Raw genomic sequence first — 26,275 nt, 5'->3', positions numbered from 1 at the left:
ATCAGTCGATGTATTCGAACAGCTTCACGATTTTCTGTACTCCGGACACACCCTGGACCAGGTTGGTCGCGCGGGTGGCTTCCTGTTGGGTCAACAGGCCCATCAGGTAAACGATGCCGTTGTCAGTCACGACCTTGATCCGGGAGCCGGGAATCGCGCTGTCGGTCAGCATCTGCGCCTTGATCTTGGTGGTCAGCACCGCATCGTTGCTGATTGCCAGCAGGGTGATGGGTTGTGCGACCTGCAATTCGTTGTGGACCTTCTTGACCCGTTGTACGGTCGAGGCGGCTTGTTCGGCCTGGGTCTTGAGGTCGGCGCGCGGGGTTTGCCCGGCGAGCAGCACGATGCCGTTGAAGCTGGTCACGACAATGCGCGATGCGCCGTTGCCCAGATCGGTAGCGGCCTTGGCTACGTTGACGCCGACCTTGGTCTCGATCAGCGAATCATCGATCTTGCTGCCAAAGGTGCGTGTGCCCCGGTCGTCCTGGATCGGTGTGTCGCGGGTCGCAGTAATGGCCGAGGTGCAGCCGCTGATAGCGAGGCACAGCGTGATGGCCATAAGGCTGAGGCGGTTAACGGTCATTCTTCACTCCCGAACAGTTGGCTGTCGATCAGATCGCACAGGCAGTGGATCGTCAGCAGATGGACTTCCTGAATACGTGCAGTGACATTGGCCGGGACGCGGATTTCCACGTCTTCGGGCAATAGCAGCGAGGCCATGCCGCCGCCGTCGCGCCCAGTCAATGCTACGACAATCATTTCGCGATCATGTGCGGCCTGGATCGCTTGAATAATGTTCGCCGAGTTGCCGCTGGTTGAAATAGCCAGCAGCACATCCCCCGGTTGGCCGAGGGCACGGATTTGTTTGGAGAAGATTTCGTTGTAGCTGTAGTCGTTGGCGATCGAGGTGATCGTCGACGAGTCGGTGGTCAGGGCGATAGCCGGCAGGCTCGGGCGCTCGCGCTCAAAGCGGTTGAGCAGCTCCGAAGAGAAGTGCTGGGCGTCGCCGGCCGACCCACCGTTGCCGCACGAAAGCATTTTGCCTTCGTTGAGCAGGGCGTTGACCATGACCTGGCTGGCTTGCTCGATGTGCGGTGCAAGTACGTCCATCGCCTGTTGCTTGGTATCGATACTGGCCTGGAAAAGCTGGCGAATTCGGGATTGCATGTCCATCTGTGTGACCTTAAGTAGCGCGGCTATATGGCACACGAATGTGCAGCCCGCAAAGCAAAGAGCAAAAGTGTGCGGTGAAGATGTCCGATCCGTACCGCTGGCGCTCAACCATCGAAGGCGTTGCGCAGCCAGTTCAGATCAGCGGTTCCGTGGGCGGTGCTTTCTATGGCAACCACATCGAAACGGCAGGGGGAGTCAGCCCAGCGACGTTCACTGAGCAGGAAAAACTGCGCGGCGAGTATCAGCTTTTGGCGTTTGCGCTCGTCGATACTGGCGAGCGCGCCACCCCATTGTGCGTATTTTCTGTAGCGGACTTCGACAAATACTACTGTATCGCCGTCAAGCATGACCAGATCAAGCTCGCCGCGTTTACACAACCAGTTCTGCGCCAGCAGGCGCAGACCCTGTTGTTGCAAGTGTTCAAGTGCTTGTTGTTCGGCATCCTTGCCGCTTTGTGCGCTGGAGCGTGGTGGCATCAGCGCGGGGTATCGGGCAGGCGTTCGACCTGGCCACTGACAAACTTGGCCCACGGCATCTGGCGTTCGATACGTTGGCTCGGGCTCATGCCCAGGTTGCCGGAAAGACCATCGATACGGGTATCAGGCAGCGCCTTGAGTTGGCCCAGGCGCGGTGCCAGACGGTAGGCATCAACACCCATCGCATACAGGCGGCCCAGGCTGCCATTGGCTTGTGGCCATTGTGCAGTGACCTGGTTGCGCAGCGGGTCGGTGGTGTTGAGCAGCCACGGCGTCTCGCAGAACATGATGCCGTTCATGTCGTTGTACTGGTTCTTGTCGCCGCTGGCGCTAAACACGTGGGACGTGGCGTACACCGGTACATCACCCGCGTACTGGAAGTTCAGCGTCGGCTTGATCTGCTGGGCCTGTTGCGGTGTCACGGCGAGGAAGATGAACTCGATGTCCTGGCGACGCGATGGCTGTGCCGCGACGTCAGCGCCAACCGTGCTTTGCAGGCTCTTGGCGCGACCTTCGCTCTGACGCAGCTTGAACAGGTCGGCGATCTGCTGGGCCAGGGCCACAGGCTGGTCGACATACTCGACGCCGATCAGGGTGCCGCCATTGGCTTCCCAGTCCTGGCGGAATGCCCTGAACACGCGCTCGCCCCATTCGCCTTTGGGCACCATGGCAGCGGCGCGGTGCAGGCCGTCGGCACGGGCGCGGCGCGACACTTCACGGGCTTCGTCTTCGGCCGCCAGGCCAAACTGGAACAGTTGGGCCGAGCCTTGATCGCCTTCGCTGTAGTTCAGGGCCAGGGTGGTGATAGGCAATTGCGGGCGGGCGCTGAGTTGCTTGACCAGCGGCTTTTCCAATGGGCCGACAACCAATTGCACACCGTCAGCCTGGGCCTGTTTGTAGAACTCATCGATGGAGCTGACGCGCGAGCTGTCATAGACCTCGATGACCGGCGGCTTCTGCCCGGCCTGTTGCGCCTGGTAGTGGGCAGCCATGAAACCTTCGCGCAGGGCCTTGGCCACGCTGGCCAGCGGGCCTTGTTGTGGCAGCAGCAGGGCGATTTTATTCAGTGGCTGGCTGGCCAGTTCCTTGAGCTTGGTCAACTGCATCGGCAGTTGTACCGCCGCCGGGTGCGCAGGGTTCTGCGCGCGCCAGGTGTCGATGGCAGCTTGTTGCTGCTCCAGGGTGCCGGCGTTTTTCACGGCCTGGGCCAGGCTGATCCAGCCGTCGAGGGTCGGGTTGCCGCTGGCTTGCAACTGCTCGCCAGGCACGGCGGCAATCAGGCTCCAGATGGCTTCGTGGTTGCTGGCAGCGGCATCGCCGGTGAGCAGCGGCGCCATGGCCACGCGTTCACGAGCGGCAGCCAGGGTCTGGCCGTCGGCTTCATAGGCGCGAGCATGCACGGTGCCGGTGCGGATCTGTTGCTCTGGCGGCAATTGCTTGAGGTTTTGCAGGCTTGGATGGTCAAGTGCCGTCAACGCAGCCTTCGGCTGGTTGCGGGTCATGGCCAGTTCTGCCGTAAGGGTGCTGGCAAAGACCTGGGCGGCCGGCTTGAGGCTGTCCAGTGGCACTTGCGCGAGGATCTGCGCAGAGCGGCCGGGATTATTCTGATGAAAGGCCATGTCTGCCGCGCTCAGGCGCAGCAGTGCAGCTTTTTCCGGGGTCTTGGCCGAAGTCGCCTGTTCGAGCAGTTGCTCGATGGTGGCATCCGGGGTCCGTGGGAGTTCGCCAAGGCTTGACGAGGGCGAGCTTGCGCAAGCCGCCAACAGGGCAGCCAGGCAAAGGGCAGAGAACAGCCGCAGGCAAGCGATCATGTAAGTGTTCCTGATACCGATCAAATTAGCGTGGAATTGTACCCAAGCACTGGCCGGGGCGCGATGTTAGTGGCGTGAAACCGTCTATTTAGATCGTTTAAATGTTGCAGGGCGTCGGTAACCACTGCAAACAGACCCTCTGGACGCGACCTCGTTGGCGCATTTTCTTGACGTCTACGCGCTACAATATGGCTTTTGCCAATCTTCGAGGTGTGCGCTTTGACTGCTCCAGGTCCTTTGAATTCCACTGCTGGCTCGCTTTTTGTGGTGGCGACGCCCATTGGCAACCTGGACGACATCAGTGCGCGGGCGCTGAAAGTGTTGCGTGAGGCCAAGTTGATTGCGGCGGAAGACACCCGGCACTCCCAGCGCCTGATGCAGCATTTTGGTATTGCCACGCCATTGGCCGCCTGTCATGAACATAACGAGCGTGAAGAAGGCAGCCGCTTTATCACCCGCCTGCTCGCGGGCGACGACGTGGCGTTGATTTCCGACGCCGGTACGCCGCTGATCTCCGACCCTGGCTACCATCTGGTGCGCCAGGCGCGTGCCGCTGGTATCAATGTAGTACCGGTTCCCGGGGCGTGCGCGCTGATTGCGGCGTTGTCGGCGGCAGGCCTGCCGTCCGACCGCTTTATCTTCGAAGGTTTCCTGCCGGCCAAGGCCGTTGGGCGGCGGGCGCGCCTGGAGTTGTTGAAGGAAGAGCCGCGCACCCTGATCTTCTACGAAGCACCGCACCGTATCCTTGAATGCCTGCAAGACATGGAGCTGGTTTTTGGTGGTGAGCGTCTGGCGTTGCTGGCGCGGGAGCTGACCAAGACCTTTGAAACCCTCAAGGGTCTGCCGCTGGAGGAGTTGCGCGCCTTTGTCGAGGGTGACAGCAATCAGCAGCGTGGCGAGTGCGTCGTATTGGTCGCGGGTTGGACTGCACCGCAAAGCGAAGACGCCGTGGGCAGCGAGGCCATGCGCGTGCTGGATCTGCTGCTCAAGGAGATGCCGCTCAAGCGTGCGGCGGCCCTGGCGGCGGAAATAACCGGAGTGCGCAAGAATGTGTTGTATCAGGCCGCGCTTGATAAGCAAAAGAACGAATAGTTCCTGGGTTTAACGTGCACGACGTCGGAACATGATGGCAATGCTGTCTTTTAATACTTGTTCTAAGACCGCCGTGCCGTTAACCTTCGCCGCGGAGAGTCGATTGGACAGTCGCTGCCCTCTATGAAAATTAGGGGGGGGAGGAAAGTCCGGGCTCCATAGGGCGAAGTGCCAGGTAATGCCTGGGGGGCGTGAGCCTACGGAAAGTGCCACAGAAAATAACCGCCTAAGCACTTCGGTGCCGGTAAGGGTGAAAAGGTGCGGTAAGAGCGCACCGCACGACTGGCAACAGTTCGTGGCTAGGTAAACCCCACTTGGAGCAAGACCAAATAGGGTTCCAAGGCGTGGCCCGCGCTGGAACCGGGTAGGTTGCTAAAGATGTCCAGTGATGGCCATCGTAGACGAATGACTGTTCAAGACAGAACCCGGCTTATAGATCGACTCTCCACCTTTTTCCTTCTGCACGAGTCTCGGGCAGAAACCAGGTAGTAACGCAAGAATCCCTCCCTGCCAAATCATTGGCAGATGCGTCTTCGTAATACCGAAAAAATCTTACTCTTAATAAATTACTTTAAGTTCAGGCTCTAGCTCTCTGAGCTATTTGGGGTTGTTGAGTCAAAAACATCGCTGAACTCTCGTTTCTCCTCCTTTTACGCTCCTAAATCTCCGTTCTGTAAGGCTTTTCCTTTAATCCGCGCCTTGACGGTGTGGTGGGCGCATTCCTATAGTGTGCGCAAGTGGCGGAAAGTGGCACAAAGTGGGTTTTTTTAACGTAAAACGCTAAAATTTGGAGAAACGCATCTGTGTTTCGCGGAGCTAACGCTATAAGTCTCGATGCAAAAGGCCGTCTCGCCATGCCGAGCCGGTATCGTGACGAGCTCATTTCGCGAAGTTCAGGCCAGTTAATCATCACGATTGATGCCGTTGATCCATGTTTGTGTGTTTACCCCCTCGATGAGTGGGAGTTGATTGAAACCAAATTGCGCGCTCTGCCTTCGTTACGTGAAGAAAACCGCCGTCTGCAACGTTTGCTGATTGGCAATGCCGTCGACCTCGAACTCGATGGCAGTGGTCGTTTCCTGGTTCCACCGCGTCTGCGCGAATACGCCAAGCTCGATAAGCGCGCGATGCTGGTAGGCCAACTGAACAAGTTCCAATTGTGGGACGAAGATGCCTGGGATGCTGTTTCTGCAGCTGACCTGGCTGCTATTCAACAACCGGGCGCCATGCCTGATGAACTGCGTGATTTGATCCTGTGACTATTGATAGCGGCTTTAACCACATCACCGTGCTGCTTGACGAAGCCGTCGAGGCTCTCGCCGTGCGCCCTGATGGCTGCTATCTGGATGGCACGTTCGGGCGCGGGGGGCACAGTCGGTTGATCCTCAGCCAGCTCGGCCCGGAGGGCAAACTCCTCGGGTTCGACAAGGATCCCCAGGCGATTGCCACCGGGCAAGCGCTAGCGGCCGAAGACGGCCGCTTTGTCGTTGTGCAGCGCAGCTTTGCCGAGCTGGGCGCGGAAGTTGCCGAGCGTGGCATGGCGGGCAAGGTGGCCGGGGTTTTGCTGGACCTGGGCGTGTCTTCGCCGCAGCTGGACGACCCTGAGCGCGGCTTCAGCTTCATGAACGACGGCCCGCTGGACATGCGCATGGACCCGAGCCGTGGCATCAGCGCCGCGCAGTTCATCGCCACCGCGCCCCACGAAGAAATCACCCGCGTATTCAAGGAATACGGCGAAGAGCGTTTCGCCGGTCGCATGGCCCGTGCCGTGGTCGAGCGCCGGGAAATCCAGCCGTTCGAACGCACTGCCGACCTGGCTGAAGTGCTGAAAGTCGCCAACCCAGCGTGGGAAAAGGGTAAGAACCCGGCAACCCGTGCGTTTCAGGGCCTGCGCATTCACGTCAACAACGAACTGGGTGACCTGGAGGCTGGCCTTGAGGCTGCCCTGGAGTCCCTGGAAGTGGGCGGTCGTCTCGTAGTGATCAGCTTCCACTCCCTGGAAGACCGCATCGTCAAACTGTTCATGCGTCGTCTGGTCAAGGGCGAAACCGATAACCTGCCGCGCAATCTGCCGGTACGTTTCGAAGCCTTTGTGCCGAAAATCAAAATCCATGGCAAAGCGCAGTTCGCTTCCGAAGCTGAACTCAAGGCCAACCCACGTGCTCGCAGCGCCGTCATGCGCGTTGCGGAGAAGCTGCGGTGAGCAAGCTTTTCGCCAAGCCCCTTCCGGGCGGCAGCTTCTTTATGATGCTGTTGTATGTCGGCGTGCTGGTGTCCGCGATAGCGGTGTCCTACAGCGCCCACTGGAATCGTCAGCTGCTCAATAGCCTGTACGGCGAATTGAGCGTGCGCGACAAGGCGCAGGCGGAATGGGGTCGCTTGATCCTGGAGCAGAGCACCTGGACGGCCCACAGCCGCATCGAAGTACTCGCCGCTGAGCAACTGAAGATGCATATTCCTGGCGCAGCAGAAGTCCGCATGGTGGCGCCATGATGAAACTTGAAGGCGCTCTCTACCCGTGGCGCTTCCGCGTCGTGCTGGGCTTGCTCGCATTGATGGTGGGCGCGATTGCCTGGCGCATCATTGACCTGCAAGTGGTGGATCGCGACTTCCTGATCGGCCAGGGCGATGCTCGTAGCCTGCGGCATATCCCGATTCCTGCGCACCGCGGCCTGATCACCGACCGTAACGGTGAACCCCTGGCTGTCAGTACCCCGGTCACCACCCTGTGGGCCAACGCCAAGGAGCTGCAAGTCGCCAAGGACAAATGGACCGAGCTGGCCCATGCCCTCGGCCAGGATCCCAAGGCTCTCAAGGAACGCCTTGAAGCCCAGGCCAATAAAGAATTCATCTACCTGGTTCGCGGCCTCACCCCGGAACAGGGGCAAGGCGTGCTCGACCTGAAAATCCCCGGTGTCTATGGCATCGAGGAATTCCGCCGTTTCTATCCGGCCGGCGAGACCACCGCCCATATGGTTGGCTTCACCGACATTGATGACCATGGCCGCGAAGGGGTGGAACTTGCCTACGACGAATGGCTGGCCGGGGTTCCCGGCAAACGACAGGTCATCAAGGATCGTCGCGGCAGACTGATCAAGGATGTCCAGGTCACCAAAAACGCCAAGGCCGGTAAGCCCTTGGCGTTGTCGATTGACCTGCGTCTGCAATACCTGGCCAACCGCGAACTGCGCAACGCCATCATCGAGAACGGCGCCAAGGCCGGCAGCCTGGTGATCATGGACGTGAAGACCGGCGAGATCCTCGCGATGGTCAACCAGCCGACCTACAACCCGAACAACCGTCGCAACCTGCAACCGGCGATGATGCGCAACCGCGCGATGATCGACGTGTTCGAGCCGGGTTCGACCATGAAAGCCATCTCCATGAGTGCCGCCCTGGAGTCCGGGCGCTGGAAGCCGACCGACAAGGTCGAGGTGTATCCAGGCACCCTGCAGTTGGGCAAATACACCATCCGCGACGTATCCCGTAGCGAAGGCCCGGTGCTGGATCTGACCGGCATCCTGATCAACTCCAGTAACGTCGGCATGAGTAAAGTCGCCTTTGATATCGGCGGCGAGACCATCTACCACCTGGCACAGAAGATCGGCCTGGGTCAGCCCACGGGCCTGGATTTCCCGGGCGAGCGCGTCGGCAACCTGCCCAACTACCGTGAATGGCGCAAGGCCGAGACGGCGACCCTGTCCTACGGCTATGGCCTGTCGGTGACCGCGATCCAACTGGCCCACGCCTTTTCCGTGCTGGCCAACAATGGCCGCATGACCCCGTTGAGCCTGATCCACGTCGACGAAGCGCCGAAATCCGAACAAGTCATCCCGGAAAACGTCGCCAAGACCATGCAGACCATGCTGCAACAAGTGATCGAGGCGCCACGTGGTGTGTTTCGTGCCCAGGTCCCGGCCTATCACGTGGCCGGCAAGTCCGGTACTGCGCGTAAGACTTCTGTGGGCACCAAGGGCTACGCGGAAAACTCCTACCGTTCGCTGTTCGCTGGCTTCGGTCCGATGAGCGATCCGCGCTACGCCATCGTTGTCGTCATCGATGAACCAAGCAAGGCTGGCTACTTCGGTGGCCTGGTCTCGGCACCCGTATTCAGCAAAGTCATGTCCGGCACCCTGCGTTTGATGAACATCACGCCGGACAACCTGCCGCCGACCCAACAAGCCAACGCCGGACCACCGGCCGCTGCTGTAAAAGCCAATGGAGGGCGCGGCTGATGTCTCTTAGCCTGAACAAGATTTTCGCCCACGCTGGCCGCGATCTGTTGATTCGCGAACTGAGCCTGGACAGCCGCAACGTACGTGCCGGCGACCTGTTCTTGGCCGTACCGGGTGGCAAGTTCGATGGCCGTGCCCATATCGCCGACGCCTTGCAGCGCGGCGCGGCGGCGGTGGCTTATGAAGTCGAAGGCGCCACTGTATTGCCAATTACCGATGTGCCGTTGATTCCGGTCAAGGGCCTGGCAGCGCAGTTGTCGGATATCGCCGGGCGTTTTTATGGCGACCCGAGCCGCCAGCTCAACCTGATTGGCGTCACCGGCACCAACGGCAAGACCAGCGTCACCCAACTGGTGGCCCAGGCGCTGGACCTGCTGGGTCAGCACTGTGGCATCGTCGGTACCCTGGGCACCGGTTTCTATGGCGCGCTGCAAAGCGGCCTGCATACCACACCGAACCCGATTGCCGTGCAGGCGACCCTGGCCGACCTGAAAAAGGCCGGGGCCAAGGCCGTCGCCATGGAAGTCTCGTCCCACGGCCTGGATCAGGGCCGGGTGACCGCGCTGGCGTTCGACGTGGCGGTGATGACCAACCTGTCCCGCGACCACCTGGACTACCACGGCAGCATGGAGGCCTACGCTGCCGCCAAGGCCAAGCTGTTCGCCTGGACCGACCTGAAGTGCCGGGTGGTGAACCTGGACGATGCATTCGGTCGCCAACTGGCCGCAGAAAAAAGCGAAGCGCGCCTGATCAGCTACAGCCTGGAAGATTCCAGCGCCTACCTGTATTGCCGTGAAGCACAGTTCAATGATGAAGGCGTGCTCGCAACGCTGGTCACGCCCCAGGGCGAACACCATTTGCGCAGCACACTGCTGGGGCGCTTCAACCTGAGCAACGTCCTCGCCGCTATCGGCGCCTTGCTGGGTCTGGATTACGCCCTGGACGAAATCCTGCGCGTACTGCCCAAGCTCGAAGGCCCTGCCGGGCGTATGCAGCGCCTGGGCGGCGGGACGCAACCGCTGGTGGTGGTCGATTACGCCCACACCCCCGATGCCCTGGAAAAAGTGCTCGAAGCCCTGCGCCCTCACGCCAAGGGCAAGTTGCTGTGCCTGTTCGGCTGCGGCGGCGACCGTGATCGCGGCAAACGCCCGCTGATGGCCGAGATCGTCGAGCGCTTGGCCGATGGCGTGCTGGTCACCGACGACAACCCGCGCAGCGAAGCACCGAGCCAGATTTTCGATGATATTCGTGCAGGCTTCAAAGACGCCTCCCAAGTGACTTTTGTTGCCGGTCGCGGTGCAGCCATTGCCCAGTTGATCGCCAGCGCCAGCGCAGACGACGTGGTGGTCCTGGCCGGTAAAGGCCATGAGGACTATCAGGAAATCAACGGCGAGCGCCACGCTTTTTCCGATCTGGTCGAGGCCGATCACGCCTTGACTGCGTGGGAGGCTGCCCATGCTTAAGGCCATGAAATTCAGCGAGCTGACCCAGGCCCTGGCGGCCCGTGTGTTGTCGAGCGATTGCAGCTTTGACGGCGTCAGCATCGACAGTCGCAACATCAAGCCGGGGCAACTGTTTGTCGCCTTGGCCGGCCCGCGTTTCGACGGGCATGACTATTTGAATGAGGTGGCTGCCAAAGGTGCCGTCGGCGCCTTGGTACAACGTGAAGTCGCTGACTCGACACTGCCGCAGTTGCTGGTGGCTGACACCCGCCTGGCCCTTGGCCAACTGGGAGCCCTTAACCGCGCAGCGTTTACCAACCCGGTTGCGGCGATCACAGGTTCTAGTGGCAAAACCACGGTCAAGGAATTGCTCGCCGGCATCCTGCGCACGCGCGGGCCGGTGCTTGCCACCCGTGGCAACCTCAACAACGATTTTGGCGCACCGCTGACTCTGCTCGAACTGGCCCCGGAACACACGGCGGCGGTCATTGAGTTGGGCGCGTCGCGCATTGGCGAAATTGCCTACACCGTGGCCATGACCCGGCCGCACGTCGCCATTATCAACAACGCCGGTACCGCCCATGTTGGCGAGTTTGGCGGCCCCGAGAAGATCGTCCAGGCCAAGGGTGAAATCCTTGAGGGCCTGGATGCTTCCGGCACTGCAGTCCTGAACCTCGATGACAAAGCCTTCGAAACCTGGCGTGTACGCGCCGCCGGGCGCAAGGTCCTGAGCTTCGCCGTGCACAACGCTGCTGCTGATTTCCATGCCTCGAACATCACGCTCGATGCCCGTGGCTGCCCGGCTTTCACCTTGCACAGCCCGCAAGGTAACGAGCATGTGCAATTGAACCTGCTGGGCAACCATAACGTTGCCAACGCCTTGGCCGCTGCGGCTGCCGCCTACGCCCTGGGCGTGTCGCTGTTTGGCATCGCCACCGGCCTTGGCGCCGTGCAGCCGGTCAAGGGCCGCACCGTGGCGCAACTGGCGACCAACGGCATGCGCGTGATTGATGACACTTACAACGCCAACCAGTCCTCGGTCTGCGCGGCCATTGACCTGCTCAAAGGCTTCGACGGTCGCAAGGTCCTGGTGCTGGGCGATATCGCCGAACTGGGCGACTGGGCCGAACAGTCCCATCGTGAAGTCGGTGCTTATGCCGGCGGTAAAGTCGACGCGCTCTACGCCGTCGGCCCGAACATGGCCCACGCTGTCGCCGCATTCGGTGCAGGCGCGCGGCATTTCGCGACCCAGGCTGAATTGATCCAGGCGCTGGGTATGGCCGAACAAGACAAACACACAACCATTTTGATCAAGGGATCGCGCAGCGCGGTGATGGAAAACGTCGTCGCGGCCTTGTGTGGCTCAAGTACGGAGAAACATTAATGCTGCTGCTGCTGGCTGAGTATCTGCAACAGTTCCACAAAGGCTTCGCGGTCTTTCAGTACCTGACCCTGCGCGGGATCCTGGGTGTGCTGACCGCGCTGTGTTTGTCGCTGTTTCTCGGGCCATGGATGATCCGTACTCTGCAAAACCTGCAGATCGGCCAGTCTGTGCGCAATGACGGCCCGCAGTCGCACTTGTCCAAGTCCGGCACACCGACCATGGGCGGCGCGTTGATCCTGTCGTCCATCGGCATCAGCACCTTGCTCTGGGCCGACCTGGCCAACCGCTATGTGTGGGTGGTGTTGCTGGTAACCCTGCTGTTCGGCGCCATCGGCTGGGTCGATGATTATCGCAAGGTGATCGAGAAGAACTCCAAGGGCCTGCCAAGTCGCTGGAAATACTTCTGGCAGTCGGTGTTCGGCCTGGGCGCGGCGATCTTCCTTTATATGACGGCGCCAAGCGCGGTGGAAACCACCCTGATTTTCCCGATGCTCAAGGATGCCAGCATCCCGTTGGGCATTGGCTTCGTGGTGCTGACCTATTTTGTGATCGTCGGCTCCAGCAACGCGGTCAACCTGACCGATGGCCTCGATGGCCTGGCGATCATGCCGACAGTGATGGTGGGCGGCGCCCTGGGCATCTTCTGCTACCTGTCGGGTAACGTGAAGTTCGCCGAATACCTGCTGATCCCTTATGTACCCGGCGCCGGTGAATTGATTGTGTTCTGCGGCGCGCTGATCGGTGCCGGCCTGGGCTTTTTGTGGTTCAACACCTATCCGGCTCAAGTGTTCATGGGCGACGTCGGCGCCCTGGCGCTGGGCGCGGCCCTGGGCACTATCGCCGTGATCGTGCGCCAGGAAATCGTCCTGTTCATCATGGGCGGTGTGTTCGTGATGGAGACCCTGTCGGTGGTAATCCAGGTTGCGTCCTTCAAGTTGACTGGCCGCCGTGTGTTTCGCATGGCGCCGATTCATCACCACTTTGAACTCAAGGGCTGGCCGGAACCTCGGGTGATCGTCCGTTTCTGGATCATCACCGTGATTCTTGTGCTGGTTGGCCTTGCCACCCTGAAACTGAGGTAGAAACGAGTGTCCCTGATCGCTTCAGACCACTTCCGCATCGTTGTCGGCCTCGGCAAGAGCGGCATGTCCCTGGTTCGCTTCCTGGCGAACCGGGGCACGTCGTTTGCCGTGGCCGATACGCGGGAAAATCCACCGGAGCTGGTCACGCTGCGCCGTGACTACCCGCACGTGGAAGTGCGTTGTGGCGAGTTGGATGTCGAGTTTCTGTGCCGTGCCGACGAGCTCTACGTGAGCCCCGGCCTGGCCCTGGCGACCCCGGCCCTGCAAGCGGCAGCGGCGCGTGGGGTGAAGTTGTCTGGGGATATCGAGCTGTTTGCGCGTAACGCCAAGGCGCCCATCGTGGCGATCAGCGGCTCCAACGCCAAGAGCACCGTCACCACCCTGGTCGGCGAAATGGCGGCTGCGGCCGGCAAGCGCGTGGCCGTGGGCGGTAACCTCGGTACGCCGGCGCTGGATTTGCTCAGCGACGATATCGAGCTGTACGTCATGGAGCTGTCGAGCTTCCAGCTGGAGACCACCGATCACCTCGGCGCCGAAGTGGCCACCGTGTTGAACGTCAGCGAAGACCATATGGACCGCTACAGCGGCCTGCCGGCTTATCACCTGGCCAAGCACCGGATCTTCCGGGGTGCGCGGCAAGTGGTGGTCAATCGCCAGGATGCCTTGAGCCGTCCGTTGATGGGCGAAGGCCTGCCATGCTGGACCTTCGGCCTGAGCAAACCCGACTTCAAGGCCTTTGGTATCCGTGAAGAGAATGGCGAGAAATACCTGGCCTTCGAATTCCAGAACCTGATGCCGGTACGTGAACTGAAGATCCGTGGCGCCCATAACCAGTCCAATGCCCTGGCGGCCTTGGCGTTGGGGCATGCGGTCGGCTTGCCGTTCGACGCGATGCTGTCGAGCCTGCGCACCTTTGCCGGCCTTGAACACCGCTGCCAGTGGGTGCGCGACCTGGATGGCGTGAGCTACTACAACGATTCCAAGGCCACCAATGTCGGTGCGGCACTGGCCGCCATTGAAGGCCTGGGCGCCGATATCGAAGGCAAGCTGGTCCTGATCGCCGGTGGCGATGGCAAAGGTGCCGACTTCAAGGACCTCAAGGGTCCGGTGGCTGCCCATTGCCGCGCTGTGGTGTTGATGGGCCGTGACAGCGACTTGATCGCCGCCGCCCTGGGTGACGCTGTGCCACAAGTGCGCGCCACCTCCCTGGACGACGCCATCGCCCAATGCCGTGCCCTGGCCCAGCCCGGCGATGCCGTGCTGCTGTCGCCGGCGTGCGCCAGTTTCGACATGTTCAAGAACTACGAAGAGCGCGGCCAGTTGTTCGCCCGTGCCGTGGAGGGCTTGGCATGAGTCTGGACCTGAAGAACATCATCAAGCCGTACCCATCGCCGATCATCACCGGGCGTGGGATCGACCTCGACTTCCCGATGCTCGCTGGTTGCCTGGCATTGCTGGGCCTGGGCCTGGTGATGATCACCTCGGCTTCCTCGGAAGTGGCCGCCGTACAGTCGGGCAACACCCTGTACCACATGATCCGTCACCTGATTTACCTGGTGATCGGCCTCGGCGCCTGTGTCGTCACCATGATGATTCCAATCGCCACCTGGCAGCGCCTGGGTTGGCTGATGCTGATCGGTGCCTTCGGCCTGCTGGTGATGGTGATCGTCCCCGGCATCGGCCGCGAAGTGAACGGTTCGATGCGTTGGATCGGCTTCGGCGCCTTCAACGTGCAGCCCTCGGAAATCGCCAAGGTATTCGTAGTGATTTACCTGGCCGGTTATCTGGTGCGTCGTCAGAAAGAAGTGCGGGAAAGCTGGATGGGCTTCTTCAAGCCCTTCATCGTGCTGCTGCCCATGGCGGGCCTGTTGCTGATGGAGCCGGACTTCGGCGCCACCGTCGTGATGATGGGCGCCGCTGCCGCGATGCTGTTCCTTGGCGGGGTGGGCTTGTTCCGCTTTGCCCTGATGGTCGGGCTGGCCGTGGCGGCCGTGACGATCCTGGTGCAGGCGCAACCCTACCGGATGGCGCGACTGATCACCTTTACCGACCCGTGGTCCGACCAGTTCGGTTCCGGCTACCAGTTGACCCAGGCGCTGATTGCCTTCGGTCGCGGCGAGTGGCTGGGCGTGGGCCTGGGCAACAGTGTGCAGAAGCAGTTCTACCTGCCGGAAGCCCATACCGACTTCGTGTTCTCGGTACTCGCCGAAGAGTTGGGCGTGGTCGGTTCCCTGGCCACCGTCGGGCTGTTCGTGTTCGTCTGCGTGCGGGCCATGTACATCGGCCTGTGGGCCGAGAAAGCCAAACAGTTTTTTGCCGCCTATGTGGCCTACGGCCTGGCCTTCCTGTGGATCGGCCAGTTCCTGATCAACATCGGCGTGAACGTCGGCTTGCTGCCGACCAAGGGCCTGACCTTGCCGTTTCTCAGCTACGGCGGCAGCTCGTTGGTGATCTGCTGTGCCTGTCTGGGCTTGTTGCTGCGTATCGAATGGGAGAGTCGAACCCACTTGGGCAGCGAAGAGATGGAATTCAGCGAGAGCGATTTTGCCGAGGAGCCGACCCATGGGCGCTAACGTGCTGATCATGGCCGGCGGTACCGGCGGCCACGTGTTCCCGGCGCTGGCCTGTGCCCGTGAGTTCCAGGCCCGTGGCTACACCGTGCATTGGCTGGGTACGCCCCGTGGCATTGAAAATGAATTGGTCCCGGCGGCCGGTTTGCGCCTGCACCTGATCAATGTCAGCGGCCTGCGCGGCAAGAGCAAATTGTCCCTGCTCAAGGCACCGTTCGTGTTGCTCAAGGCGGTGTGGCAGGCGCGCAAGGTCATCCGCGAGTTGAAGCCTGTGTGCGTGCTGGGCTTTGGTGGCTACGTCACCGGCCCGGGCGGCGTCGCTGCACGGTTGAGCGGTGTACCGGTGATCGTCCACGAACAAAATGCCGTGGCCGGTACTGCCAACCGTTTGTTGGCGCCATTGGCGGCGCGGGTCTGCGAGGCGTTCCCGAATACGTTTGCGGCCATGGACAAGCGGCGTACCACCGGCAATCCGGTGCGTACCGAATTGTTCATGGACATTGCCCGCCAGGCCCTGACCGGGCGCAAGGCGCATCTGCTGATCCTGGGCGGAAGCCTGGGCGCCGAGCCGTTGAACAAATTGCTGCCAGAAGCGCTGGCGCAACTGCCGGTGGAACTGCGTCCCGAGATCTTCCACCAGGCTGGCAAGAACCACGATGAAGTGACTGCCGCCCGCTATCGCGAGGCCGGTGTCGAGGCGACGGTAGAGCCCTTTATCAAAGACATGGCCCATGCCTATGGCTGGGCCGACCTGGTGGTCTGTCGCGCAGGTGCGTTGACCGTCAGTGAACTGGCTGCTGCCGGTCTGCCGTCCTTGCTGGTGCCATTGCCCCATGCGATTGACGATCACCAGACCCGCAACGCCGAATATTTGGCCGCGGAGGGCGCTGCCTTCCTGCTGCCGCAAAGAACGACTGGCGCCGCCGATCTGGCTGCACGCCTGACTGAGGTTTTGATGCAACCCGAACGACTGAACAGCATGGCGAGCACCGCAAGCCGCCTGGCCAAACCCGACGCCACCCGCAGCGTGGTCGATATCTGCCTGGAGGTGGCCCATGGTTGAGAATCAAAAAGCCATGCCGCAACCGGAAATGCGCCGCATCCGTCGCATCCACTTCGTCGGTATCGGCGGCGTGGGCATGTGCGGGATCGCCGAGGTGTTGCTGAACCTGGGTTATCAGGTATCCGGTTCCGACCTCAAGACCTCACCGGTCACCGAGCGCCTGGAATCGTTCGGCGCGCAGATCTTTATCGGCCACCGTGCCGAGAACGCCGCGCAAGCCGATGTACTGGTGGTCTCCAGTGCCGTGAATACCTCCAACCCGGAAGTGGCCACTGCCCTTGAGCGCCGCATTCCCGTGGTGCCTCGCGCCGAGATGCTGGCCGAGTTGATGCGCTACCGCCACGGCATCGCCGTCGCCGGTACCCACGGCAAGACCACCACGACCAGCCTGATCGCTTCGGTGTTCGCCGCCGGCGGCCTGGACCCGACCTTCGTGATCGGTGGCCGGCTGAATGCAGCAGGTACCAATGCACAACTGGGTACCAGCCGTTATCTGATCGCCGAAGCCGATGAAAGCGACGCCAGCTTCCTGCACCTGCAGCCGCTGGTGGCCGTGGTCACCAACATCGACGCCGACCATATGGCGACCTACGACGGCGACTTCAACAAGTTGAAGAAAACCTTCGTCGAGTTCCTGCACAACCTGCCGTTCTACGGTCTGGCCGTGGTGTGCCTGGACGATCCGGTGGTGCGGGAAATCCTGCCGCTGGTCAAACGTCCGACCGTGACCTATGGCTTCAGCGAAGACGCCGACGTGCGTGCGATCAATGTACGTCAGCAAGGCATGCAGACCTTCTTCACCGTGCTGCGTCCGGATCGCGAACCTTTGGATGTGTCGGTGAACATGCCGGGCAACCACAATGTGCTCAATTCCCTGGCGACTATCTGCATCGCCACCGATGAGGGTGTCAGCGATGAAGCCATCGTCGAAGGCCTGTCGGGTTTTGCCGGTGTGGGCCGGCGCTTCCAGGTCTACGGCCAGTTGCCGGTAGACGGCGGCGACGTGATGCTGGTGGACGACTACGGTCACCACCCGACCGAAGTTGCGGCCGTGATCAAGGCCGTGCGCGGTGGTTGGCCGGAGCGCCGCCTGGTGATGGTCTACCAGCCACACCGCTACAGCCGCACCCGCGACCTGTACGACGATTTCGTCAATGTATTGGCCGATGCCAACGTATTGCTGCTGATGGAAGTCTACCCGGCCGGTGAAGAACCGATTCCCGGCGCTGACAGCCGCAAGCTGTGCAACAGCATCCGCCAGCGCGGGCAACTGGACCCGATCTATATCGAGCGCGGCGTCGACCTCGCGCCGATCGTCAAGCCGCTGCTGCGTGCCGGCGACATCCTGCTGTGCCAGGGTGCCGGTGATATCGGCGGCCTTGCCCCTAAATTGCTGGCGAGCCCGCTGTTTGCTGGCGCTGCCGCCCAGGGGAAGTCGAAATGACTACGAACTACGGCTCCCTGTTCTCCACCATCGCGCCTGCCGACTTCGGCCGCGTGGCCGTGCTGTTCGGCGGCAAGAGCGCTGAGCGCGAAGTGTCGCTCAAGTCTGGCAATGCCGTGCTCCAGGCACTGCAAAGCGCCGGTGTGAACGCCTTCGGCATCGATGTGGGCGATGACTTCCTCGCCCGTCTGCAGGCCGAGAAGATCGACCGCGCCTTCATCATCCTGCACGGCCGTGGCGGTGAAGACGGCAGCATGCAGGGCCTGCTCGAATGCGCCGGGATTCCCTACACCGGCAGTGGCATCCTCGCCTCGGCACTGGCCATGGACAAGTTGCGCACCAAGCAGGTGTGGCACAGCCTGGGCATTCCGACGCCGCGTCACAGTGTGCTGTGCAGCGAAGACGATTGTATTTCTGCGGCCAAGGAACTGGGCCTGCCTTTGATCGTCAAACCAGCCCATGAAGGCTCCAGTATCGGCATGGCTAAAGTGAACTCGGCCGCCGAATTGATCGACGCATGGAAAGCGGCAAGTACCTACGATTCGCAAGTGTTGGTGGAACAGTGGATCCAGGGTCCCGAGTACACCATCGCCACCCTGCGTGGCCAGGTATTGCCGCCCATCGCATTGGGCACGCCCCACACCTTTTACGACTACGACGCCAAGTATGTGGCTTCCGATACCCAGTACCGGATCCCATGCGGCCTCGATGCAACCAAAGAGCAGGAATTGATGGACCTCACGGCGAAAGCCTGTGAGGCGTTGGGTATCGCCGGTTGGGCGCGGGCAGACGTGATGCAGGATGACCAGGGGAATTTCTGGTTCCTTGAAGTCAACACGGCACCGGGCATGACCGACCATAGCCTGGTACCCATGGCTGCACGCGCAGCCGGCCTGGACTTCCAGCAGTTGGTGCTGGCGATCCTGGCGGCCAGTTATGTGGCCGGTAATGAAGAGGCACGAGGTTAAGACCATGCAAGGCGCATCGCTTCGTCATCAGCAACCCGCTCCCGGCCGCAAGCCGGTGCCGCGTGGTGCCAGTCGAATGGTGGCTAAAGAGCCGATGTCGGCGCGCCTGCCGAAAGCCAACTTTGGTTTTCTCAAGGCCCTGTTCTGGCCGGTGCTGTTGGTGGCGTTGGGCTTTGGTACCTATGAAGGTGCGCAGCGCCTGTTGCCGTATGCCGACCGCCCGATCACCAAGATCAGCGTGCAGGGCGACTTGAGCTACATCAGCCAGCAAGCGGTGCAGCAGCGGATCGCGCCTTTTGTGGCCGCGAGCTTCTTCACCATCGACCTGGCAGGCATGCGTGCCGAACTGGAACAGATGCCGTGGATTGCCCACGCCGAAGTACGGCGCGTGTGGCCGGATCAAGTGACGATCCGCCTGGAAGAACAACTGCCTGTAGCCCGTTGGGGCGACGAGGCGCTGTTGAACAACCAGGGCCAGGCGTTCAACCCGCGTGAGCTGGCCAACTACGAGCATTTGCCGCAGTTGTTCGGGCCACAACGGGCACAGCAGCAAGTGATGCAGCAGTACCAGGCTTTGAGCCAGATGCTGCGGCCACTGGGCTTCTCCATTGCGCGCCTGGAATTGCGCGAGCGGGGCAGCTGGTTCCTGACCACCGGGGCAGGCAGTTCCGGCCCGGGCATCGAGTTGTTGCTGGGACGCGACCACTTGGTGGAGAAGATGCGCCGCTTTATCGCCATCTACGACAAAACCCTGAAAGAACAGATTACGAACATTGCGAGCATCGACCTGCGTTACGCCAACGGCCTGGCCGTTAGCTGGCGCGAACCGGCTGCGCCCACGGCAGCGCAACCCGCTGTCGCGAAGAATTAAGAAGAGGCAGGACCCATGGCAAACGTGCAAAGCGGCAAAATGATCGTCGGTCTCGATATCGGCACCTCCAAGGTGGTGGCGCTGGTAGGCGAGGTCGCGGACGACGGCACGCTGGAAATCGTCGGTATCGGCACGCATCCGTCCCGGGGCCTGAAGAAGGGCGTGGTGGTCAACATCGAATCCACCGTGCAATCGATCCAGCGCGCCATCGAAGAAGCGCAACTGATGGCCGGCTGCCGGATCCACTCGGCGTTCGTCGGCGTGGCGGGCAATCACATCCGCAGCTTGAACTCCCACGGCATCGTGGCGATCCGCGACCGTGAAGTCAGCTCGGCCGACCTTGAGCGCGTCCTTGACGCCGCCCAGGCCGTGGCGATCCCGGCTGACCAGCGCGTGTTGCACACCCTGCCGCAGGACTACGTGATCGATAACCAGGAAGGCGTACGTGAGCCCCTGGGTATGTCGGGCGTACGTCTGGAAGCCAAGGTCCACGTGGTGACCTGCGCCGTGAATGCCGCACAGAACATTGAAAAATGCGTGCGCCGCTGTGGCCTGGAAATCGACGACATCATTCTTGAGCAACTGGCCTCGGCCTACTCGGTCCTGACCGACGACGAAAAAGAACTGGGCGTGTGCCTGGTGGACATCGGCGGCGGCACCACCGACATCGCGATCTTCACCGAGGGTGCGATCCGTCACACCGCCGTGATCCCGATTGCCGGCGACCAGGTGACCAACGACATCGCCATGGCGTTGCGTACACCGACCCAGTACGCCGAAGAAATCAAGATCCGCTACGCCTGCGCCCTGGCCAAGCTGGCCGGTGCCGGTGAAACCATCAAGGTGCCAAGCGTGGGCGACCGTCCACCGCGTGAGTTGTCGCGCCAGGCCCTGGCCGAAGTGGTCGAGCCGCGCTACGACGAACTGTTCACCCTGATCCAGGCTGAACTGCGCCGCAGTGGCTACGAAGATTTGATCCCGGCCGGCATTGTGCTGACCGGTGGCACCTCGAAGATGGAAGGCGCGGTCGAACTGGCCGAGGAAATCTTCCACATGCCGGTCCGCCTGGGCGTGCCCCATGGCGTCAAGGGCCTGGGCGACGTGGTGCGCAACCCGATTTATTCCACCGGTGTGGGTTTGCTGTTGTACGGCCTGCAAAAGCAGACCGACGGCATTTCCCTGTCGGGCATTGGCAGCCGCGAAAGCTATAGCAGTGACGAGCCTAAAGCGCCGTTGCTGGAGCGCCTGCAAGCCTGGGTGAAAGGCAATTTCTAAAGATTTACCGCAACACCGTTTCAAGCAGTAGGCGAAAAAACTAGAGAAATGAAAGGAGAGGGAAAATGTTCGAACTCGTAGACAACATCCCCGCAAGCCCGGTTATCAAAGTAATCGGTGTCGGCGGTGGCGGCGGCAACGCTGTCAACCATATGGTCAAGAGCAACATTGAAGGCGTTGAATTCATCTGCGCCAACACTGATGCCCAGGCGCTGAAGAGCATCGGCGCGCGGACCATCCTGCAATTGGGCACTGCGGTGACCAAGGGCCTGGGCGCTGGCGCCAATCCGGAAGTCGGCCGTCAAGCCGCCCTGGAAGATCGCGAGCGTATTGCAGAAGTGCTGCAAGGCACCAACATGGTGTTCATCACCACCGGCATGGGCGGCGGTACCGGTACCGGTGCAGCGCCAATCATTGCCGAAGTGGCCAAGGAAATGGGGATCCTGACAGTCGCGGTCGTGACCCGTCCGTTCCCGTTCGAAGGCCGCAAGCGCATGCAGATCGCCGACGAAGGTATCCGTCTGCTGTCTGAAAGCGTTGACTCGTTGATCACCATCCCCAACGAGAAACTGCTGACCATCCTCGGTAAAGACGCAAGCCTGCTGTCGGCTTTCGCCAAGGCTGACGACGTACTGGCCGGTGCCGTTCGCGGTATCTCCGACATCATCAAGCGCCCGGGCATGATCAACGTCGACTTTGCCGACGTACGTACTGTCATGAGCGAAATGGGCATGGCGATGATGGGCACTGGCTGCGCCAGCGGTCCTAACCGTGCACGTGAAGCGACCGAAGCGGCCATCCGCAACCCGTTGCTCGAAGACGTGAACCTGCAAGGCGCACGCGGCATTCTGGTGAACATCACCGCCGGTCCCGACCTGTCCCTGGGTGAGTACTCCGACGTGGGTAGCATCATCGAAGCCTTCGCTTCCGAGCACGCGATGGTCAAGGTTGGTACCGTTATCGATCCAGACATGCGCGACGAACTGCATGTAACCGTGGTTGCCACTGGTCTGGGCGCAAAAATCGAGAAGCCTGTGAAGGTTATCGACAATACCGTGCACACCAGCCAGGCCACAGCCGCCGCTCCAGCACCTGCTCGCCAGGAACTGCCGTCGGTGAACTACCGTGACCTGGATCGTCCGACCGTGATGCGCAACCAGGCTCAGGCCGGTGCTGCGGCGTCCCGTAGCCCGAATCCGCAAGATGATCTGGATTACCTGGACATCCCGGCTTTCTTGCGTCGTCAGGCCGATTAATGGAATGTATCAGGGCTATGAAGGTGATTGGTGTTCAGCAAAGGTCTGGTCTGTTATTATCGCCAGCCTTTGTTGATACCAGTTCGCAATTTGCGCTGAAGCGGTCCAAGCCATGATTAAACAACGCACCCTGAAGAATATTATCCGTGCCACAGGTGTAGGTCTGCACTCCGGGGAGAAGGTATACCTGACCCTCAAGCCCGCACCTGTCGACACCGGCATCGTGTTTGTTCGTGCCGACCTGGACCCTGTGGTGCAGATTCCTGCTCGCGCGGAAAACGTTGGCGAAACCACCATGTCGACCACATTGGTCAACGGTGACGTCAAAGTGGACACGGTGGAGCACTTGCTCTCGGCCATGGCTGGCCTGGGCATCGATAACGCCTACGTCGAGCTCTCCGCGTCTGAAGTCCCGATCATGGATGGTAGCGCTGGACCTTTCGTATTCCTGATTCAATCTGCCGGCCTGGAAGAACAGGACGCAGCCAAGAAGTTCATTCGCATTCTGCGGGAAGTGACAGTAGAAGACGGCGACAAGCGCGCCACCTTCGTCCCGTTCGAAGGCTTTAAAGTGAGCTTTGAGATCGATTTCGATCACCCGGTATTCCGTGACCGCACCCAAAGTGCAAGCGTGGATTTTTCCAGCACTTCGTTCGTAAAAGAAGTCAGCCGCGCCCGTACCTTTGGTTTCATGAGTGACATCGAGTACCTGCGCAAGCACAACCTCGCACTCGGCGGCAGCGTTGAAAACGCCATCGTGGTCGACGCGGATGGTGTACTGAACGAAGACGGCCTTCGCTATGAAGACGAATTCGTGAAGCACAAGATCCTCGATGCAATTGGTGACCTCTACCTGCTGGGCAATAGCCTGATAGGCGAGTTCAAAGGCTTCAAGTCGGGCCATGCACTGAACAACCAGCTCCTGCGCAAGTTGATTGAGCAGAAAGATGCTTGGGAAGTTGTGACCTTCGAAGATGCCAGCACCGCACCGATCTCTTACATGCGTCCCGTTGCGGCGGTGTAAGTAACAACTCTCTTTCTTTAGTTTTTAAAGGCTGCCTTCGGGTGGCCTTTTTTTATTGGTAAACACCCCTGTAGGAGCCGGCTCCTACAGGAGTGTTTGGGTTCAAGTCGGCAGCAGTGTGGCCGCATCGACGACGCGGTTACGCCCGCTGTTTTTCGCCTCATACAGCGCCCGATCAGCACTGAGCAATAACTCTTCCAATGACGCGTTGCTGCGTTTGTCCCACGTGCTCAAGCCGATACTCACTGTAATAGGCTCACTATCTCCCGCAACCGGCGGCAAGTGCTGGATCCCCAGGCGGATATGCTCAGCAATCGTCCTGGCACCGCTGGCATCGGTATGTGGCAGGATCACCGCAAACTCTTCGCCTCCGTAACGTGCCGCCAGGTCGGCCGGGCGGCGGATTTGGCTGCCGATCACCTGTGCCACGCTGCGCAAAGCTTCGTCGCCGCCCTGATGGCCATGGCGGTCGTTGAAGGCCTTGAAGTGGTCGACATCGATCATCAGCAGCGCCAAGGGCTCGGCCGAGCGGCGGGCGCGGTCCCATTCCAGGCTCAGGCGCTGGTCGAGGATACGGCGGTTGGCCAGGCCGGTCAGGCCGTCGGTGGCTGCCAGTTCTGACAGCACCTTCTCGGCGCGGTAACGTCGCCGTAGTTCCAGGCGCAACATCCAGCTCAACCACAACAGGCCCACACACAATACCCCGGTGGCGCCCGCCGTCAGCCATGCGGCGCGTTGCCAGGCGGCGAATACGTCGTCGCTGGCCAAGGCCACCACCACAATCAATGGCAACTGGCCGACATTGGTAAAGGTGTAGAGCCGTGGGGTGCCGCTGATCGCAGAGATGGCCCGGAAGCTGCCGCTGCCCTCTTGCAGCATGCGCTTGAAGTTGGGGCGCGAGCTCAGGTCCTTGTCGATCATGTCCCGTTCGAGCAGGGGTTGCTGGGCCAGCAGAATGCCTTGGTTGTTCAGCAGGTTGATGGTGTTGCCGTTACCGATGGTCAGGCTGCTGAACAATTGGTCGAAATACGCCAGGCGCATGGTCGCCACGGCCACCCCGGCAAACTCGCCAGAGGGCCCGGTTACACGGCGGCTGAAAGCGATGCGCCAGATTTGCTCGCAGTCACAGCGGATCTTGAACGGACGGCTGATAAACAGGCCGGCCTCGGGGTTTTGCAGATGGACCTGGAAGTAGTCGCGGTTGGCGAAGTTGCGCCGGGTGGGGGTCAGCGTCGACGAGTCGGCAAGCACTGCGCCCTGTGCATCCAGCAGCAGTACTTCGCCTTTGTAGGGCGCCGCGGTGGACTGGTCGAATTGCAGTTGGTGGCGCACATCGCTCGGCAGGCCCGACAAGTCCTTGCCTGCCGCTGTAATCAGACCTTGCAGTGCCAGGTCATAGAGCTCGACATTGCGCAGCACATCGGCATTGATCAACTGGGTGATATTGCTGGTGGAGCGCTGGGCGGTCTGCAGCGTGCTGGCATGCTCGCGGATCAGCAGCACAGCGACGATGATCAGAATCAGCACAGCGGTGAGGCCACTGCCCAGAATCAGCAAAAGCTCCGGGCGTGCAGGCAGGTTAAGGACGCGGCGTTGACTCATCGGACTGACTTCGGCGGTGACGATAATGGCAGTTTAATTCCGCGCGCCTGAAATTAAGTCATCGCCGAAAAAGATAATTCGCCGTCAGAACACATTGATCGGGTAGTCGACGATCACCCGGTACTCATCCACATCACGGTCCACCGCCGAGTAGTCATTGCTGCCACGGTTGGTCGCCCATTGCAGGCGCACCGCCAGGTCCTTGGCCTTGCCACCCTGCACCACGTACTTGAGGTCGATGTCCCGCTCCCAGTGCTTGGCGTTCTTACCGTCGGCGCTGTACCAGGCCGAGTAGCCGCGGCTGTTGGGGTCGACCTTGGTCAAGTCGGTCTTGCCGCTGATGTACGACACCGCCGACGTCAGGCCGGGTACGCCGAGGCCTGCGAAGTCATAGGCATACTTGAGCTTCCACGAGCGCTCGTTGGGCCCGTTGAAGTCCGAGTATTGCTGGGAGTTGTCCAGGTACACGCTGTCGCCCTGGGCAATGTAGTCGAACGGGGTGTTGCCATTGACCCGCTGATACGCGGCCGTGATGGCGTGATTGCCCACGCCCACGGTGAAATGCAGGCTGTAGGTGTTGTTGTCGATATCCCCCAGCAGGGCATTGCCGGTTTCTTGGGTATGGTAGAAGTGCAGGCCGGGGTTGAGGCTGACCAGGTCATTGAGCGCGTAGGTGTAGTCCAGGTCGTAGTAGTACTGGTTCCACACATCCTTGAGTTCGGAGGCGTACAGGTTGCTGGTCAATCCTGGCAGGCCACTCCAGGCCACGCCGGCCCAGTTCATGTGCTGGCTGTCCTGGCCCTTGGGCAGCGCGCCATAGCTGGTGCCGATACGCCCGTGGCCGCTCTGGTTATAGAGCTTGGCAAAACTCGCCTGGCCACCTTCGAACATCCAGCCATCAAGGCTGTGGTTGGTCAGGCTGACGCCACGAAAGGTCTCGGGCAGCATGCGGGTCATGCCACCGGCAATCACCGGGTTGTTGAGAAACAGGTCACCGGCTTTGAGTTCGGTGTCGAAGGCGCGCATTTTCAGGGTGCCGCCACCGGTAGAAAACGAGCCCGGCGCTTTGCCGTTGCCGCTGCCGTACGGCAGGATGCTGGAGCCGTCGGTACCGCCGCCACCGTCCAGTTTCAGGCCGAGCATGGCATGGGCGTCCAGGCCAAAACCCACGGTGCCTTGGGTGTAGCCGGACTCGAAGATCCCGAGAAAGCCTTGGCCCCACTCTTTGCTGTCATCAGTGTGGATGTCGCGGCGGTCGCGGTTCATGTAGTAGTTGCGGGTGTTGATAGTAAGGCTGGAGCCTTCGACGAATCCGTCGGCGGGAGGGGCATCTGCGGCATGGGCGAGAGGGGAAATAGTTGCTGCAATCGCGAGGAATAACGGGGTGAATGTCAGCGCGGTTTTCACCGGGGGAGCTCCTTTGGGTAAGTCTAAATGGCCAATGTTGTGGGGTGTTCCTGGCCTTTTTTACGGCAAAAAAAAGCCGCTGAAGTCAGCGGCTTTAAGA

23 protein-coding genes and 1 other RNA gene are annotated in these 26,275 nt (G+C 60.9%); 18 read left to right on the top strand and 6 right to left on the bottom strand.

Annotation, left to right across the window (positions count from 1 at the left end; all coding sequences use genetic code 11):
- Window position 1: 1 nt before the first annotated feature.
- The 4 genes from HBO09_RS13395 to HBO09_RS13380 form a co-directional block, all read right to left on the bottom strand.
- Window positions 2-583, bottom strand: a complete 582-nt coding sequence (locus tag HBO09_RS13395) for a BON domain-containing protein (protein WP_169994589.1) — start codon at window positions 581-583, stop codon at window positions 2-4.
- Entirely contained in the window at window positions 580-1,173 is a 594-nt protein-coding gene (locus HBO09_RS13390) for a phosphoheptose isomerase (RefSeq protein WP_003171862.1), read from the bottom strand. The genes HBO09_RS13395 and HBO09_RS13390 overlap by 4 nt, the downstream gene beginning before the upstream one ends.
- A 104-nt stretch (window positions 1,174-1,277) precedes the next feature.
- Window positions 1,278-1,649, bottom strand: a complete 372-nt coding sequence (locus tag HBO09_RS13385; protein ID WP_029297812.1) for a YraN family protein — start codon at window positions 1,647-1,649, stop codon at window positions 1,278-1,280.
- Window positions 1,649-3,460: a penicillin-binding protein activator gene (locus HBO09_RS13380; protein ID WP_169994587.1), complete on the bottom strand. Its 1,812-nt coding sequence runs from the start codon at window positions 3,458-3,460 to the stop codon at window positions 1,649-1,651. Before HBO09_RS13380 ends, HBO09_RS13385 begins: the two co-directional genes overlap by 1 nt.
- Window positions 3,461-3,679: 219 nt before the next feature.
- Between HBO09_RS13380 and rsmI the strand changes: the two genes are divergently transcribed.
- The 18 genes from rsmI (at window position 3,680) to lpxC (ending at window position 23,166) form a co-directional block, all read left to right on the top strand.
- Window positions 3,680-4,552, top strand: coding sequence for a 16S rRNA (cytidine(1402)-2'-O)-methyltransferase (rsmI, locus tag HBO09_RS13375; protein WP_169994585.1), 873 nt, complete (start codon window positions 3,680-3,682; stop codon window positions 4,550-4,552).
- A gap of 95 nt (window positions 4,553-4,647) precedes the next feature.
- Window positions 4,648-5,001, top strand: an RNA gene (gene rnpB, locus HBO09_RS13370) — RNase P RNA component class A.
- A 354-nt stretch (window positions 5,002-5,355) separates the two neighbouring features.
- Window positions 5,356-5,811: a division/cell wall cluster transcriptional repressor MraZ gene (gene mraZ, locus HBO09_RS13365; RefSeq protein ID WP_003171868.1), complete on the top strand. Its 456-nt coding sequence runs from the start codon at window positions 5,356-5,358 to the stop codon at window positions 5,809-5,811.
- Between the two features lie 2 nt (window positions 5,812-5,813).
- Window positions 5,814-6,755, top strand: a complete 942-nt coding sequence (gene rsmH, locus HBO09_RS13360; RefSeq protein ID WP_092238453.1) for a 16S rRNA (cytosine(1402)-N(4))-methyltransferase RsmH — start codon at window positions 5,814-5,816, stop codon at window positions 6,753-6,755.
- Window positions 6,752-7,045 (top strand): cell division protein FtsL, encoded by a 294-nt coding sequence (ftsL, locus tag HBO09_RS13355; protein WP_029297818.1) that lies wholly within the window; start codon window positions 6,752-6,754, stop codon window positions 7,043-7,045. Before rsmH ends, ftsL begins: the two co-directional genes overlap by 4 nt.
- Entirely contained in the window at window positions 7,045-8,787 is a 1,743-nt protein-coding gene (locus tag HBO09_RS13350; protein WP_169994711.1) for a penicillin-binding protein 2, read from the top strand. The genes ftsL and HBO09_RS13350 overlap by 1 nt, the downstream gene beginning before the upstream one ends.
- Window positions 8,787-10,250 carry a UDP-N-acetylmuramoyl-L-alanyl-D-glutamate--2,6-diaminopimelate ligase gene (locus HBO09_RS13345; protein ID WP_169994582.1) on the top strand — a complete coding sequence of 488 codons (1,464 nt, stop codon included), beginning with the start codon at window positions 8,787-8,789 and terminating at the stop codon, window positions 10,248-10,250. Before HBO09_RS13350 ends, HBO09_RS13345 begins: the two co-directional genes overlap by 1 nt.
- The gene (gene murF, locus HBO09_RS13340) at window positions 10,243-11,613 is read left to right on the top strand and encodes a UDP-N-acetylmuramoyl-tripeptide--D-alanyl-D-alanine ligase (RefSeq protein WP_169994580.1); all 1,371 of its coding nucleotides are present in this window, start codon (window positions 10,243-10,245) and stop codon (window positions 11,611-11,613) included. Before HBO09_RS13345 ends, murF begins: the two co-directional genes overlap by 8 nt.
- Window positions 11,613-12,695 (top strand): phospho-N-acetylmuramoyl-pentapeptide-transferase, encoded by a 1,083-nt coding sequence (gene mraY, locus HBO09_RS13335; protein WP_029297824.1) that lies wholly within the window; start codon window positions 11,613-11,615, stop codon window positions 12,693-12,695. Before murF ends, mraY begins: the two co-directional genes overlap by 1 nt.
- A 6-nt stretch (window positions 12,696-12,701) precedes the next feature.
- On the top strand, window positions 12,702-14,048 hold the full coding sequence (gene murD, locus HBO09_RS13330; protein WP_169994578.1) for a UDP-N-acetylmuramoyl-L-alanine--D-glutamate ligase: 1,347 nt from the start codon (window positions 12,702-12,704) through the stop codon (window positions 14,046-14,048).
- Window positions 14,049-14,056: 8 nt separating this feature from the next.
- Entirely contained in the window at window positions 14,057-15,268 is a 1,212-nt protein-coding gene (gene ftsW, locus HBO09_RS13325; protein WP_169994709.1) for a putative lipid II flippase FtsW, read from the top strand.
- Window positions 15,258-16,328 carry an undecaprenyldiphospho-muramoylpentapeptide beta-N-acetylglucosaminyltransferase gene (gene murG / locus HBO09_RS13320; RefSeq protein ID WP_169994576.1) on the top strand — a complete coding sequence of 357 codons (1,071 nt, stop codon included), beginning with the start codon at window positions 15,258-15,260 and terminating at the stop codon, window positions 16,326-16,328. Before ftsW ends, murG begins: the two co-directional genes overlap by 11 nt.
- Window positions 16,321-17,772, top strand: a complete 1,452-nt coding sequence (murC, locus tag HBO09_RS13315; protein WP_169994574.1) for a UDP-N-acetylmuramate--L-alanine ligase — start codon at window positions 16,321-16,323, stop codon at window positions 17,770-17,772. Before murG ends, murC begins: the two co-directional genes overlap by 8 nt.
- Window positions 17,769-18,740 (top strand): D-alanine--D-alanine ligase, encoded by a 972-nt coding sequence (locus HBO09_RS13310; RefSeq protein WP_169994572.1) that lies wholly within the window; start codon window positions 17,769-17,771, stop codon window positions 18,738-18,740. The genes murC and HBO09_RS13310 overlap by 4 nt, the downstream gene beginning before the upstream one ends.
- 4 nt (window positions 18,741-18,744) lie before the next feature.
- Window positions 18,745-19,611: a cell division protein FtsQ/DivIB gene (locus tag HBO09_RS13305; RefSeq protein ID WP_029297835.1), complete on the top strand. Its 867-nt coding sequence runs from the start codon at window positions 18,745-18,747 to the stop codon at window positions 19,609-19,611.
- Between the two features lie 15 nt (window positions 19,612-19,626).
- Window positions 19,627-20,886: a cell division protein FtsA gene (gene ftsA, locus HBO09_RS13300; RefSeq protein WP_029297837.1), complete on the top strand. Its 1,260-nt coding sequence runs from the start codon at window positions 19,627-19,629 to the stop codon at window positions 20,884-20,886.
- 65 nt (window positions 20,887-20,951) lie between these two features.
- Entirely contained in the window at window positions 20,952-22,142 is a 1,191-nt protein-coding gene (gene ftsZ / locus HBO09_RS13295) for a cell division protein FtsZ (RefSeq protein WP_169994570.1), read from the top strand.
- Between the two features lie 112 nt (window positions 22,143-22,254).
- Complete coding sequence (gene lpxC, locus HBO09_RS13290; RefSeq protein ID WP_029297841.1) at window positions 22,255-23,166, top strand: UDP-3-O-acyl-N-acetylglucosamine deacetylase; 912 nt, start codon at window positions 22,255-22,257, stop codon at window positions 23,164-23,166.
- Window positions 23,167-23,268: 102 nt separating this feature from the next.
- Here lpxC and HBO09_RS13285 read toward each other — a convergent pair whose 3' ends face one another.
- Together HBO09_RS13285 and HBO09_RS13280 are read right to left on the bottom strand one after the other, a co-directional pair.
- On the bottom strand, window positions 23,269-24,768 hold the full coding sequence (locus HBO09_RS13285) for a sensor domain-containing diguanylate cyclase (RefSeq protein WP_169994568.1): 1,500 nt from the start codon (window positions 24,766-24,768) through the stop codon (window positions 23,269-23,271).
- A gap of 84 nt (window positions 24,769-24,852) precedes the next feature.
- The gene (locus HBO09_RS13280; protein ID WP_169994566.1) at window positions 24,853-26,175 is read right to left on the bottom strand and encodes an OprD family porin; all 1,323 of its coding nucleotides are present in this window, start codon (window positions 26,173-26,175) and stop codon (window positions 24,853-24,855) included.
- Window positions 26,176-26,275 lie beyond the last annotated feature (100 nt).

The sequence above is a fragment of the Pseudomonas sp. WS 5027 genome (genome assembly GCF_012985695.1).
Lineage (GTDB): Bacteria > Pseudomonadota > Gammaproteobacteria > Pseudomonadales > Pseudomonadaceae > Aquipseudomonas > Aquipseudomonas hygromyciniae.
Note: the sequence above shows the minus strand (reverse complement) of the source record. Positions and strands in the feature narration are given on the sequence as shown.

Excerpts from the sequence above, each read along its gene's own strand:
- HBO09_RS13305 (WP_029297835.1), top strand. The coding sequence starts at position 18,745 with ATGCAAGGCGCATCGCTTCGTCATCAGCAACCCGCTCCCGGCCGCAAG.
- lpxC (WP_029297841.1), top strand. The coding sequence starts at position 22,255 with ATGATTAAACAACGCACCCTGAAGAATATTATCCGTGCCACAGGTGTA.
- HBO09_RS13380 (WP_169994587.1), bottom strand. The coding sequence starts at position 3,460 with ATGATCGCTTGCCTGCGGCTGTTCTCTGCCCTTTGCCTGGCTGCCCTG.
- ftsZ (WP_169994570.1), top strand. The coding sequence starts at position 20,952 with ATGTTCGAACTCGTAGACAACATCCCCGCAAGCCCGGTTATCAAAGTA.
- murF (WP_169994580.1), top strand. The coding sequence starts at position 10,243 with ATGCTTAAGGCCATGAAATTCAGCGAGCTGACCCAGGCCCTGGCGGCC.
- HBO09_RS13385 (WP_029297812.1), bottom strand. The coding sequence starts at position 1,649 with ATGCCACCACGCTCCAGCGCACAAAGCGGCAAGGATGCCGAACAACAA.
- HBO09_RS13310 (WP_169994572.1), top strand. The coding sequence starts at position 17,769 with ATGACTACGAACTACGGCTCCCTGTTCTCCACCATCGCGCCTGCCGAC.
- HBO09_RS13350 (WP_169994711.1), top strand. The coding sequence starts at position 7,045 with ATGAAACTTGAAGGCGCTCTCTACCCGTGGCGCTTCCGCGTCGTGCTG.
- murG (WP_169994576.1), top strand. The coding sequence starts at position 15,258 with ATGGGCGCTAACGTGCTGATCATGGCCGGCGGTACCGGCGGCCACGTG.
- HBO09_RS13285 (WP_169994568.1), bottom strand. The coding sequence starts at position 24,768 with ATGAGTCAACGCCGCGTCCTTAACCTGCCTGCACGCCCGGAGCTTTTG.
- murC (WP_169994574.1), top strand. The coding sequence starts at position 16,321 with ATGGTTGAGAATCAAAAAGCCATGCCGCAACCGGAAATGCGCCGCATC.
- ftsA (WP_029297837.1), top strand. The coding sequence starts at position 19,627 with ATGGCAAACGTGCAAAGCGGCAAAATGATCGTCGGTCTCGATATCGGC.
- HBO09_RS13345 (WP_169994582.1), top strand. The coding sequence starts at position 8,787 with ATGTCTCTTAGCCTGAACAAGATTTTCGCCCACGCTGGCCGCGATCTG.
- HBO09_RS13395 (WP_169994589.1), bottom strand. The coding sequence starts at position 583 with ATGACCGTTAACCGCCTCAGCCTTATGGCCATCACGCTGTGCCTCGCT.
- mraY (WP_029297824.1), top strand. The coding sequence starts at position 11,613 with ATGCTGCTGCTGCTGGCTGAGTATCTGCAACAGTTCCACAAAGGCTTC.
- HBO09_RS13390 (WP_003171862.1), bottom strand. The coding sequence starts at position 1,173 with ATGGACATGCAATCCCGAATTCGCCAGCTTTTCCAGGCCAGTATCGAT.